The sequence below is a fragment of the Actinomadura viridis genome (genome assembly GCF_015751755.1).
Taxonomy (GTDB): Bacteria; Actinomycetota; Actinomycetes; order Streptosporangiales; family Streptosporangiaceae; genus Spirillospora; species Spirillospora viridis.
Map to the genome: position 1 here is coordinate 6,078,988 of NZ_JADOUA010000001.1, position 12,760 is coordinate 6,091,747.

Here is a 12,760-nt window from a genome sequence, read left to right on the forward strand (position 1 = left end):
TCGGCGAAGTGGCACGATGACCGCTCCCGGACTTGAGGTGGCATGCCGGAACCGCGATGCGCTACGACCGCCTCCCGCGCGGCCCTGCCGTACGGGGCCGCGCCGGCGTCAGCCCTCGGCTCCGCGCTCTTCCCCGCCGCCTCCCTCGAGCGGCGCACGCGGGTAGTGGAGGTCGAACGCCGGGCGTTCGGAACGGATCCGGGGGACCGAGGTGAAGTTGTGCCTGGGCGGCGGGGACGAGGTCGCCCATTCGAGGGAGTTCCCGTACCCCCAGGGATCGTCGGCCAGCACACGCTTCCCGTGCCGGCTCGTCACGTAGACGTTGTAGATGAAGAACAGCGTGGACGCGGCCAGGATGAAGGAGCCGATGCTGGACACGCGGTTCAGCGTCAGGAACTCGTTGGGGTAGTCGGCGTACCGGCGCGGCATCCCCTCCGCACCCAGCCAGTGCTGCACCAGGAACGTCGTGTGGAAGCCGATGAACAGGAACCAGAAGTGCCACTTCCCCAACCGGTCGTTGAGCATCTTCCCGGTCATCTTGGGCCACCAGAAATAGAAGCCCGCGAACATGGCGAACACCACCGTGCCGAAGACCACGTAGTGGAAATGGCCCACCACGAAGTAGGAGTCGTGGACCTGGAAGTCCAGGGGCGGGGAGGCCAGGATGACCCCGGTCAGCCCGCCGAACAGGAACGTGACCAGGAAGCCGACCGAGAACAGCATCGGGGACTCGAAACTGAGCGTTCCCCTCCACATGCTGCCGGTCCAGTTGAAGAACTTCACTCCGGTCGGGACCGCGATGAGGAAGCTCATGAACGAGAAGAACGGCAGGAGCACCCGGCCCGTGACGAACATGTGGTGCGCCCACACCGCCATCGACAGCCCGGCGATCGCGATCGTGGCCCCGACCATCCCCACATAGCCGAACAGCGGCTTGCGGGCGAAGACGGGGATGACCTCGGTGATGATCCCGAAGAACGGCAGGGCGATGATGTAGACCTCGGGATGGCCGAAGAACCAGAACAGGTGCTGCCAGGTCAGCGCACCGCCCACGTTCCCCTCGAACACGCGCGATCCGAACTTGCGGTCGGACTCCATCACCAGCAGCGCGCCCGCCAGCACCGGGAACGCCATGAGCACCAGCAGGCTGGTCAGCAGCGTGTTCCAGGTGAAGATCGGCATCCGGAACATCGTCATTCCGGGGGCCCGCATCACGATGATCGTGGTGATGAAGTTGACCCCGCCCAGGATGGTCCCGAACCCGGACAGCACCAGCCCCATGACCCACAGGTCCCCGCCGATGCTGGGAGAACGGATCGAGTTGGACAGCGGATGGTAGCCGGTCCAGCCGAAGCTGGCCGGCCCGTTCGGAGTGATCAGGGACGACAGGATGATGAGGCCGCCGAACAGGAACAGCCAATAGCTGAACATGTTCAGCCGAGGGAAGGCGACGTCCGGTGCCCCGATCTGCAACGGCATGATGACGTTCGCGAACCCCACGAACAGCGGCGTCGCGAACAGCAGCAGCATCATCGTGCCGTGCAGGGTGAACAGCTGGTTGTACTGCTCGTTGCTCACCAGCTGGTTGCCGGTCGAGTACAGCTCGCCCCTGATGATGACGGCCATGATGCCGGCGATCACGAAGAAGACGAAGGACGTGACCAGATAGAGCTGCCCGATCACCTTGTGGTCGGTGCTGGTGATCCAGGAGACCACCTTGGAACCCCGGGGATGCTTCTGAGGTGGCGCCTCCGGGACGGGGCGGCCGAGAAGGACCATGCCGAATCTCCCTGCGAACGGGTCCCCTCAACTATTCGCCAGCGCCATGACCTGCCGCAACGCCGGAAGCCCCAGCCTTACCGACATAGGCTGGAGGCGTGGAGATGATTTTGGTGAGCGCTTGCCTGCTCGGCAGGAAGGTGCGTTACGACGGAGCCGCCAAGCCGGTGAACGCCGCGCTGATGGACCGCTGGCGCACCGAAGGCCGCATCGTGCCGTTCTGCCCTGAGGTGTCCGGCGGCCTCCCCGTTCCGCGCCCCGCGGCCGAGCTGGACGGCGCCGCCGGCGCCGTCCTGGAGGGCGAGGCACGGGTGCGTACCGAGGCGGGCGCTGATGTGACCGGTGCGTTCGTCCGCGGCGCACGCCTCGCCCTGGAGGCGGCGGAGCGGGCGGGTGCCCGTATGGCGATCCTGAAGGAGGGCAGCCCTTCCTGTGGCACCCACCGCGTCTACGACGGCACCTTCTCCGGTACGTCCAGGCCCGGCGCCGGTGTCACGACGACGGTGCTGGAACGTGCGGGCATCCGTGTATTCAGCGAGAACGAACTGCCCGAGGCCGCCGACTACCTGGCCGCCCTGGAAGGGCATTCCTGAGCCCCAACTTTGATCATCGCCCAAGCACAGCAAAAGGGGCCGGGAAAACGAAGAAGGCCCCGCCACGAATGGCGGGGCCTCCCCCAATTATGAGTCCGGCGGCGTCCTACTCTCCCACACAGTCTCCCATGCAGTACCATCGGCGCTGAAGGGCTTAACTACCGGGTTCGGGATGGGACCGGGTGTTTCCCCTTCGCCATAACCACCGAACGAACCACGCACACCCCCCACAAACCAGGGGCGGCAAACTCGTCCAGGCCGTCAGGCCAATTCACTTATCAAAAACAGGATTCCCGTTTGCTTTCCGGGAACCGCACAGGGACGCGAACACTCACGCTGTAATGTGTGTCAAGCCACTCGGCCTATTAGTACCGGTCAACTCCACACCTTACGATGCTTCCATCTCCGGCCTATCAACCCAGTCGTCTACTGGGAGCCTTACCCCACCAAGGTGGGAGGGAGAACTCATCTCGAGGAAGGCTTCCCGCTTAGATGCTTTCAGCGGTTATCCCGACCGAACGTAGCCAACCAGCCGTGCCCCTGGCGGGACAACTGGCACACCAGAGGTCCGTCCGTCCCGGTCCTCTCGTACTAGGGACAGACCCTCTCAATTCTCCTACGCGCGCAGCGGATAGGGACCGAACTGTCTCGCGACGTTCTAAACCCAGCTCGCGTGCCGCTTTAATGGGCGAACAGCCCAACCCTTGGGACCTACTCCAGCCCCAGGATGCGACGAGCCGACATCGAGGTGCCAAACCATCCCGTCGATATGGACTCTTGGGGAAGATCAGCCTGTTATCCCCGGGGTACCTTTTAGCCGTTGAGCGACACCGCTTCCACACGCCGGTGCCGGATCACTAGGCCCTGCTTTCGCACCTGCTCGACATGTCTGTCTCACAGTCAAGCTCCCTTGTGCCCTTGCACTCACCACCTGATTGCCAACCAGGCTGAGGGAACCTTTGGGCGCCTCCGTTACCCTTTAGGAGGCAACCGCCCCAGTTAAACTACCCACCAGGCACTGTCCCCCACCCGGATCCACGGGTGCGGGTTAGACGCTCAAAACGACCAGAGTGGTATTTCACCAACGACTCCACCGACACTGGCGTGCCAGCTTCACAGTCTCCCACCTATCCTACACAAGACGCTCCAAACGCCAATGCCAAGCTATAGTGAAGGTCCCGGGGTCTTTCCGTCCTGCTGCGCGAAACGAGCATCTTTACTCGTACTGCAATTTCACCGGGCCTGTGGTTGAGACAGCGGGGAAGTCGTTACGCCATTCGTGCAGGTCGGAACTTACCCGACAAGGAATTTCGCTACCTTAGGATGGTTATAGTTACCACCGCCGTTTACCGGCGCTTAGATTCTCAGCTTCGACCCCGAAGGATCTAACCGGTCCTCTTAACGTTCCGGCACCGGGCAGGCGTCAGTCCGTATACAGCGTCTTACGACTTCGCACGGACCTGTGTTTTTAGTAAACAGTCGCTTCCCCCTGGCCTCTGCGACCACACCCAGCTCCCACCGCAAGGGCGTTCACCAGACATGGTCCCCCTTCTCCCAAAGTTACGGGGGCAATTTGCCGAGTTCCTTAACCACAGTTCACCCGATCGCCTTGGTATTCTCTACCTGACCACCTGAGTCGGTTTAGGGTACGGGCCGCCGGTACACTCACTAGAGGCTTTTCTCGGCAGCATGGGATCACTCACTTCACCTAAAACGGCTCGGCATCACATCTCACCCTTACAAGTGCCACGGATTTACCTATGACACGGGCTACATGCTTACCCCAGGACAACCATCGCCTGGGCTGAGCTACCCTCCTGCGTCACCCCATCGCTCACCTACTACCCCCTCGGGCCCCATGCTCCCCAGACCAAGACCCCCGAAGGGATCAAGGACGGATCGGATGGTTAGCATCAGAGGATTCAGCGTTGGCGCATACCAGCGGGTACGGGAATATCAACCCGTTGTCCATCGACTACGCCTGTCGGCCTCGCCTTAGGTCCCGACTTACCCTGGGCGGATTAGCCTGCCCCAGGAACCCTTGGTCATCCGGCGGAAGAGTTTCTCACTCTTCATTCGCTACTCATGCCTGCATTCTCACTCCCACAGCCTCCACCACTCGATCACTCGGCGGCTTCACCGGCTGCAGGACGCTCCCCTACCCATCCCAGCACAAAGACTGAAATGCCACGGCTTCGGCGGTGTGCTTGAGCCCCGCTACATTGTCGGCGCGGAATCACTTGACCAGTGAGCTATTACGCACTCTTTCAAGGATGGCTGCTTCTAAGCCAACCTCCTGGTTGTCACGGCAACTCCACATCCTTTACCACTTAGCACACGCTTAGGGGCCTTAACCGATGATCTGGGCTGTTTCCCTCTCGACTACGAAGCTTATCCCCCGCAGTCTCACTGCCACGCTCTCACTTACCGGCATTCGGAGTTTGGCTGACGTCAGTAACCTTGTCGGGCCCATCGGCCATCCAGTAGCTCTACCTCCGGCAAGAAACACGCAACGCTGCACCTAAATGCATTTCGGGGAGAACCAGCTATCACGGAGTTTGATTGGCCTTTCACCCCTAACCACAGGTCATCCCCCAGGTTTTCAACCCTGGTGGGTTCGGGCCTCCACACCGTCTTACCGGCGCTTCACCCTGCCCATGGCTAGATCACCCCGCTTCGGGTCTACAGCATGCGACTCAAACGCCCTATTCAGACTCGCTTTCGCTACGGCTACCCGCCACCGGTTAACCTCGCCACACACCATAACTCGCAGGCTCATTCTTCAAAAGGCACGCCATCACGAACGACACCCCCAAAAGGATGCCGAGGACGCTCTGACGGCTTGTAGGCACACGGTTTCAGGTACTCTTTCACGACCCCTCACCGGGGCACTTTTCACCATTCCCTCACGGTACTGATCCGCTATCGGTCACCAGGAAGTATTCAGCCTTACCACGTGGTCGTGGCAGATTCACACGGGATTTCACGGGCCCCGTGCTACTCGGGAAAACATCCAAGAGGCACCACGATTTCGTCTACCGGACTCTCACCGTCTACGGTCGGCCTTCCCATGCCATTCGACTACCGCGATACTTTGTAACTCTCCGCCAGGCTGGTAGACCCGACAAGATGCTCCCACAACCCCGCACACGCAACCCCTACCAGGTATCACACGCGCACGGTTTAGGCTCCTCCGCTTTCGCTCACCACTACTCACGGAATCACTATTGTTTTCTCTTCCTGCGGGTACTGAGATGTTTCACTTCCCCGCGTTCCCACCAACCGCCCTATACATTCAGACGGCGGCGACACCCCATGACGGGTGCCAGGTTTCCCCATTCGGAAATCCCCGGATCAAAGTCTGGTTGCCGACTCCCCGAGGCATATCGCAGGCTCCCACGTCCTTCATCGGCTCCTGATGCCAAGGCATCCACCGTGTGCCCTTAAAAACTTGAACACACAAAACGATCATACAAATCGCAACAGAGACAAAACCCCGAACCCGAAGATCCGAAGTCTCGTCAGAGATGCTCGCGTCCACTGTGCAGTTCTCAAAAAACAACCGGGACCACCAAGCCGGCCACACCACACAGGCGCACCGCACTCAGCCCCGCCAACCCAGAAGAAACAACCCAGCCCCCTCACCACACGATGCGAACACCGTGTACTTCAGGGGCCGAAGGGTCCGTTCCCTCAGGACCCAACAGCGTGTCCACCACCACCATGACCCGAACCCAGACTTCCCACTCCCCGAAGGGCGGTACCAACCGGGCCGCATCACAGCGGCAATGAATAACCAGTGCTCCACATCTATGAGCAGCCACCTGACAGACATTCGCTGCCAACAGCGGCCACCGACCGCACCTGGACGAACCAGGACACGGCCAGCTGAATGCTCCTTAGAAAGGAGGTGATCCAGCCGCACCTTCCGGTACGGCTACCTTGTTACGACTTCGTCCCAATCGCCGGCCCCACCTTCGACCGCTCCCCCCACAAGTGGTTGGGCCACGGGCTTCGGGTGTTGCCGACTTTCGTGACGTGACGGGCGGTGTGTACAAGGCCCGGGAACGTATTCACCGCAGCGTTGCTGATCTGCGATTACTAGCGACTCCGACTTCACGAAGTCGAGTTGCAGACTTCGATCCGAACTGAGACCGGCTTTAAGGGATTCGCTCCACCTCACGGTATCGCAGCCCTCTGTACCGGCCATTGTAGCATGTTTGCAGCCCAAGACATAAGGGGCATGATGACTTGACGTCATCCCCACCTTCCTCCGAGTTGACCCCGGCGGTCTCCCATGAGTCCCCACCCGAAGTGCTGGCAACATGGAACGAGGGTTGCGCTCGTTGCGGGACTTAACCCAACATCTCACGACACGAGCTGACGACAGCCATGCACCACCTGTCACCGGCCCAAAAAGGACCCCACATCTCTGCAGGTTTTCCGGCAATGTCAAGCCTTGGTAAGGTTCTTCGCGTTGCGTCGAATTAAGCAACATGCTCCGCCGCTTGTGCGGGCCCCCGTCAATTCCTTTGAGTTTTAGCCTTGCGGCCGTACTCCCCAGGCGGGGCGCTTAATGCGTTAGCTACGGCGCGGAATCCGTGGAAGGACCCCACACCTAGCGCCCAACGTTTACGGCGTGGACTACCAGGGTATCTAATCCTGTTCGCTCCCCACGCTTTCGCTCCTCAGCGTCAGTACAGGCCCAGAGCACCGCCTTCGCCACCGGTGTTCCTCCCGATATCTGCGCATTTCACCGCTACACCGGGAATTCCATGCTCCCCTACCTGCCTCTAGTCTGCCCGTATCCACCGCAGACCCACAGTTAAGCCGTGGGCTTTCACGACGGACGCAACAAACCGCCTACGAGCTCTTTACGCCCAATAATTCCGGACAACGCTTGCGCCCTACGTATTACCGCGGCTGCTGGCACGTAGTTAGCCGGCGCTTCTTCTGCACCTACCGTCACGTTAGCTTCGTCGGTGCTGAAAGAGGTTTACAACCCGAAGGCCGTCATCCCTCACGCGGCGTCGCTGCGTCAGGCTTCCGCCCATTGCGCAAGATTCCCCACTGCTGCCTCCCGTAGGAGTCTGGGCCGTGTCTCAGTCCCAGTGTGACCGGTCGCCCTCTCAGGCCGGTTACCCGTCGTCGCCTTGGTAGGCCATCACCCCACCAACAAGCTGATAGGCCGCGAGCCCATCCCCAACCGAAAAACTTTCCACCACCAGCCCATGCGGACGGTGGTCATATCCGGTATTAGACCCGGTTTCCCAGGCTTATCCCAGAGTCAGGGGCAGGTTGCTCACGTGTTACTCACCCGTTCGCCGCTCGAGTACCCCCGAAGGGGCCTTTCCGCTCGACTTGCATGTGTTAAGCACGCCGCCAGCGTTCGTCCTGAGCCAGGATCAAACTCTCCATTAAGGTCCAACGACGACCCGCAGGGGGCGAACCCCACGAACCGCCAAACCTCAGGAAAAACAATCCCAGCAAACACGCAACCCCCGAAGAGGCCACGCGTATTGCCTCAAAGAAATCCCCGACCACAACCCACAAGGTCATGGCCACGGGGCGGCCCGGCTACCGCCGGACCGATAAAGGCACTGGCTTTTAACACGCTGTTGAGTTCTCAAGAAACGGACACCCACCGTGTCAGACCCACTTTCGCGAGCCTGCCTCCGGGGCAACCCTTCTAACTTACCAGGATCTCCGCTCCTGTCAACCGAACCGCTGGTTCGATCTTCAAGGACGTAGCCCAGCCCGCCGTGCGCCATCGCGGGCAACCGTAGTGGCCCGTGATCGGTCGTTCGGTGGAGTCCCTCGGGCCGGCCACCTCGCGGCGTCCTGCATCCCGTCTGGGCTTACCTCTCCAGAGTACCCCGACCCGAGGCGAGCCTCGAACCGTTTTCCTCTGAGCGGCTTCCCCGGAGGCCGTCCGCCTGTCGGCGTCCCGCATCCCCTCGGGGCAGGAAGAACACTAGATAATCAAGAACCACTCGTCAACTCACATCCCCTACCCCACGCCCTTCCGAGCTAAACCTGCAGCTCACGCCCCTCTCCCCCGCGCCGCGCGTTCGCGCCTCAGCCCCACGCAAGGCCCATGCTCGGGCCCATGCTCGCGTCGTCGGCTCTGCAGATGCGCTCGCGACAGGTCTGACACTCGCTTCGCTCGACCGCCCCCTCAGAGCCGTTCCCCAGCCTGCGGTGAGGAGGATGCCCCTCTCGCCGGCGGACACCGCCGCCGACCGGCCGGGCGGTAGCCACTCCGTGGATCGTGGAGGCACCGTACGGCCGGATGGCTCGGCCTGCGGCGTTTGCGTGGGGGCGGGGGGAGGCTGCCATGGTGGCGTCATGCACGAGAAACCAAGGCTCGTCTCCGGCGTCGAGGTCGTCCCGATCTGCGACGCGGTCGGTCCGATGGGCGAGGCGCTGCGACGACCCCTGGAAGAGACCTTCCCCGGTGCGGCACCGGCCTTGTGGAAGCGGACGCGAACCGAGGCGCCCGCGGCGTTCGGGCCGGACGACGAATGGATCCTTCACTTCCACTGCTTCCTGCTGCGGGTGCCCGCCGGCCCCACCGTGCTCGTGGACACCGGCCTCGGTACGGAGGACTCCCCCGCCGCGTCCTGGGCACCCGTGCCGGGTGCCCTGCCCCGCGCGCTGAAGGAGGCCGGCGTGGCCCCGGAGGACGTCGACACCGTGGTGCTAACGCATCTCCACAGCGACCATGCGAGCGGGGCGGTCGTGGACGGCAGGCCCCTGTTCCCCAACGCACGCCACCTCGTTCAGGAGGACGAGCTCACATGGCTGGAGGGGGAAGGCGGGGATGTACTGGACGATGTGGTGAGACCCCTGCGGGAGACGGGCTGCCTGGACTCACTCCAAGGGAAGACCCGTCTGTTCCAGGGCCTCGAAGTCGTTCCCACCCCTGGTCACACTCCCGGGCATCAGTCGGTGGTGCTCGGCGACGACCAGCTGGTGGTGGCGGGGGATGTGGTGCTTCACCCCGTGCAGCTGGCCGATCCGGCCGTGAGGTACCTCTACGACGAGGACGGCGACGTCGCCGCTGAGACACGTACCGCCCTGCTGAGGAGGATGCGCAGGAGCGGGGGGCTGGTCGCCGCGCCCCATCTGCCCGAGCCTTTCGTCCAGGTGCGCTGAAAAGTGTGAGACGGCCTCCACGGGTACGAAGGTCACCGGAAGGAGGCGGTACTCAATGCCGAGAGCACAGATCAAGGACGAGAAGAAGTACCAGAGTCTCCGTGACAAGGGGGAGAGCAAGGAGAAGGCGGCGCGGATCGCCAACGCCTCGGCCTCTCAGGGGAGCAAGAAGGTCGGCCGTAGGGGCGGTAAGAGCCCCAGCTATGACGACTGGTCGAAGGACGAGCTGATGCGGCGGGCGCGCGAGATAGGGATCTCGGGCCGGTCTTCGATGAACAAGTCGGAGCTGGTCAAGGCGCTCCGCAACCACTGACGTGTGATCGGCGGGCGGGAGAGGGAATCCCTCTCCCGCCCGCTTCTCTCATTCTTCCTCGACGCGTATGGCGCGTTCCTCGGCGGTGTAGCCGCCGCCGTCGGGGCCGACGTCGCGGGCCACCGCGTCCGGTTCGGTGTCGGGGCGGACGCCCTCGTCCTCTTCGACGAGGCGGCCGGCGGGATTCTCCGGCTCGTTCTCCGGCAGGGGCCGCTCGGGTTCCTCCCGCCGCAGCCGCCCGTCCAGCGGCTCGCCCTCGCGCATCTCGTCCGCCGTCGTGCCGTAGTCGTCCACGGCCGTCGGGCGGTCCCCGGGCAGCGCGGCCTCCTGCGGGTCCTCGCCCCAGTACTGCTCGGGCGTGTCGTCCCGCAGGTCGGGGACGCCCTCGTCCTCGGGTCCCGAGGCGTAACGCTCGGTCATCACTACCCCCTCTCGCTCCGGTCTGCCTACCCGGCCCGCGAGGATCATGCGTGCGAGGGTTCGGCGGCGAGCGGCGGGTAGGTTCCCCGGATGCGTCTGGTACTCGTTCTCGACTGCGCCGATCCCGAGCGGCTTGCGGACTTCTGGGCCCCCGCCCTCGGCTACCGGCGCGACGCCCCCTCGCCGCCGTACGTGTCCCTGCGCGACCCGTCCGGCGCCGGCCCGCAATGGCTGCTGCAGCAAGTCCCCGAACCGAAGATCACCAAGAATCGGATGCATCCGGACCTGCGCGTCAGCGACATGGACGCCGAAGTGGACCGGCTGCTCGCCCTGGGCGCCACCGTCGTCCGCGGCCCGGTCGACGACGAGGGCTGGGCGACCACGGTCCTGGCCGATCCGGAGGGCAACGAGTTCTGCGTGATCGTCCCGCCCGAACGCTCCCTCCCGGAGGACTCATGAACCCCGTCGAGACCGCCCGCCGCCAGAAGGAGCGGTACACCGGGGGCGCCGAGCGCCCACTCGGCTCCTACCTCGCGACGCTCACCATCTACGGCGTCACCACCGGGGCGCTCGCGCTGCTCGCGCGGCGCCGTCCCGTGAAGGTGCGGATGGGACCGGGGGATCTGGCCCTGATGACGGTGACCACCCACAAACTGGCCCGGCTGATCGCCAAGGACCCGATCACCAGCCCGCTGCGCGCGCCGTTCACCCGCTACGCGGGCACGTCGGGCCCGGCGGAACTGGCCGAGGAGGCCCGCGGCAACGGGTTCCGGCATGCCGTCGGCGAGCTGCTCACCTGCCCGTTCTGTACGGCGCAGTGGGTGGCGACGGCGTACGCCGCCGGGATGGTGTTCGCGCCGGACGCCACCCGGCTGGCGGGCATGACCATGACCGCCGTGGCCGGTTCGGACTGGCTGCAGCTCGGTTACGCCAAGCTCCAGCAGGTCACCGAGGGCTGAACGCACGCGACGTTTGGTGCCGCCGGGACGGGTAGGGCGGGCATATGGATCTGTCTTTCCTCAAGCCGCTGTACAGCCGGTCGGGTCCGTACGCTTCGGTGTACGCGGACCTGACCCGCACCACCGAGGACGCAGGCAAGGCCGCCGAGCTGCGGTGGCGGGCGCTCCGCGAGGAGCTGGAGGCTCAGGGCGCCCCCGGCGACACCCTGCGGGCGGTCGAGCGGACCGTCGACGAGGACCTGCGGGAGCGCCGCTCCGAGGGGCTGGTGATCTTCGCCGCGGAGGGTGAGGTGGTGCACGCCGAACGTTTCCCGCACGCCCCCCGCGCCACGTTCGCCCGGGTCTCGCCGCTCCCGCACGTCCTGCCGTACCTGGCCGAGCGCGGTGAGCGCTTCCCGCACCTGCTGGCGACGGTCGACCGCCGCGGCGGCGAGATCGACTGCTTCGAGCCCGACGGCCGCCACCGCCATGTCGACGTCCCGGGGGACGAGGAGTACCCGATCCGCAAGACCAAGGCGGGCGACTGGAACCAGTCGCGCTTCCAGCGTTCGGCCGAGAAGGTCTGGCGGAGCAACGCCAAGAAGGTCGCCCGCGAGATCGACAAGGCCGCCCGGAACCTCGGCGCGGAGGCGGTGGTGATCGCCGGGGACCCCCGCGCCCGTACCGCCGTCCTGGAGGAGATCTCCGAGGGCGTCCTGGAGCGCACGGTCGAGGCCGACCGCGGTGACGGTCTCGACGACGACCTGTCCCGGATCCTCGAACTGAAGTCCACCGAGCGGATCATGACGGTGGCCGAACGATTCGAGCGCGAGCTGGCCAACGGCGAGCGCGCGGTCGCGGGCCTGCCCACCACGGTCGAGGCGGTCCGCCGCGGCCAGGTCGAGAGCCTCCTGCTGGACGACGACCCCGACTCGCCCGCCCGCCTGTGGGTCGGCCCCGACCCGAACCAGGTCGCCGCCTCGCCCGACGAGCTCCAGCGGCTCGGCGTCACCGACCCCTGGGAGGAACGGGCCGACGCCGCACTGATCAGGGCGGTCGCGGCCACCGACGGCGATCTGGTCGTCCTGCCCGCCGAAGGCCCGGATGCCACCGTCGGCGTGGGCGCGGTGCTGCGCTACAACGACCCCACCATCCGCGGTTGACCACCCGTACGACCAGGCGGCCCGCACCCCGCACCCCACACCCGGAACGCAGGGTTCGGGCCGCCCCCGTACGTTCCGTACTTCCTCCCCGCGCAAAGCGGAGGATGAAGTCCCTTAGATCTGGGATTTTAGGGCAGCGGCCCACGCCTTCCCGCCCAACCTCAACCCCGCACAAACGGGGGGTGCAGGGGGGCGGAGCCCCCTTGCCCCGGGGGTTCCAGGGGGTCGCCCCCCTGGGCAAAATGACGAGGAGGCAGCAGCCCGCGCTTTCCGCGGGCACACTGCCCCCACCTACGAGTGGAGCTATGGGGATTCGAACCCCAGACCTCCTCCATGCCATGGAGGCGCGCTACCAACTGCGCCATAGCCCCGGGGGCCGCCGTTTCGGCGACCGGC

At 64.5% G+C, this 12,760-nt stretch carries 8 protein-coding genes, 1 tRNA gene and 3 rRNA genes; 6 read left to right on the top strand and 6 right to left on the bottom strand.

Annotated features, from left to right (window positions below; translation table 11 throughout):
* Positions 1-108: 108 nt before the first annotated feature.
* A complete protein-coding gene (gene ctaD / locus IW256_RS27525) occupies positions 109-1,779 on the bottom strand; it encodes an aa3-type cytochrome oxidase subunit I (RefSeq protein ID WP_197013712.1) in 1,671 nt (556 codons plus the stop codon).
* Between the two features lie 98 nt (positions 1,780-1,877).
* Between ctaD and IW256_RS27530 the strand changes: the two genes are divergently transcribed.
* Complete coding sequence (locus IW256_RS27530; protein ID WP_197013713.1) at positions 1,878-2,372, top strand: 2-thiouracil desulfurase family protein; 495 nt, start codon at positions 1,878-1,880, stop codon at positions 2,370-2,372.
* 93 nt (positions 2,373-2,465) lie between these two features.
* Here the strand turns inward: IW256_RS27530 and rrf are convergent.
* From rrf to IW256_RS27545, 3 genes are all read right to left on the bottom strand, one after another.
* A 5S ribosomal RNA gene (rrf, locus tag IW256_RS27535) occupies positions 2,466-2,582 on the bottom strand.
* A 134-nt stretch (positions 2,583-2,716) separates the two neighbouring features.
* Positions 2,717-5,829: ribosomal RNA gene (locus IW256_RS27540) — 23S ribosomal RNA — on the bottom strand.
* Positions 5,830-6,275: 446 nt separating this feature from the next.
* A 16S ribosomal RNA gene (locus tag IW256_RS27545) occupies positions 6,276-7,793 on the bottom strand.
* The 16S, 23S and 5S rRNA genes sit together here, the layout of an rRNA operon.
* Positions 7,794-8,720: 927 nt before the next feature.
* Between IW256_RS27545 and IW256_RS27550 the strand changes: the two genes are divergently transcribed.
* The gene (locus tag IW256_RS27550) at positions 8,721-9,530 is read left to right on the top strand and encodes an MBL fold metallo-hydrolase (protein WP_231403953.1); all 810 of its coding nucleotides are present in this window, start codon (positions 8,721-8,723) and stop codon (positions 9,528-9,530) included.
* A gap of 55 nt (positions 9,531-9,585) precedes the next feature.
* Entirely contained in the window at positions 9,586-9,843 is a 258-nt protein-coding gene (locus tag IW256_RS27555) for a DUF7218 family protein (protein ID WP_197013714.1), read from the top strand.
* A 48-nt stretch (positions 9,844-9,891) separates the two neighbouring features.
* Here IW256_RS27555 and IW256_RS27560 read toward each other — a convergent pair whose 3' ends face one another.
* A complete protein-coding gene (locus IW256_RS27560; protein WP_197013715.1) occupies positions 9,892-10,263 on the bottom strand; it encodes a DUF5709 domain-containing protein in 372 nt (123 codons plus the stop codon).
* Between the two features lie 90 nt (positions 10,264-10,353).
* On the opposite strand from IW256_RS27560, the gene IW256_RS27565 reads away from it, so the two are divergent.
* Genes IW256_RS27565 through IW256_RS27575 form a run of 3 tightly spaced genes read left to right on the top strand, consistent with a single transcriptional unit; the run spans position 10,354 to position 12,364 of the window.
* A complete protein-coding gene (locus IW256_RS27565; protein WP_197013716.1) occupies positions 10,354-10,722 on the top strand; it encodes a VOC family protein in 369 nt (122 codons plus the stop codon).
* On the top strand, positions 10,719-11,222 hold the full coding sequence (locus tag IW256_RS27570; protein WP_197013717.1) for a DUF1360 domain-containing protein: 504 nt from the start codon (positions 10,719-10,721) through the stop codon (positions 11,220-11,222). Before IW256_RS27565 ends, IW256_RS27570 begins: the two co-directional genes overlap by 4 nt.
* 44 nt (positions 11,223-11,266) lie before the next feature.
* Complete coding sequence (locus IW256_RS27575) at positions 11,267-12,364, top strand: baeRF2 domain-containing protein (RefSeq protein ID WP_197013718.1); 1,098 nt, start codon at positions 11,267-11,269, stop codon at positions 12,362-12,364.
* A 298-nt stretch (positions 12,365-12,662) separates the two neighbouring features.
* Here IW256_RS27575 and IW256_RS27580 read toward each other — a convergent pair.
* Positions 12,663-12,735 (bottom strand) — tRNA-Ala (locus tag IW256_RS27580).
* Between the last annotated feature and the right edge of the window lie 25 nt (positions 12,736-12,760).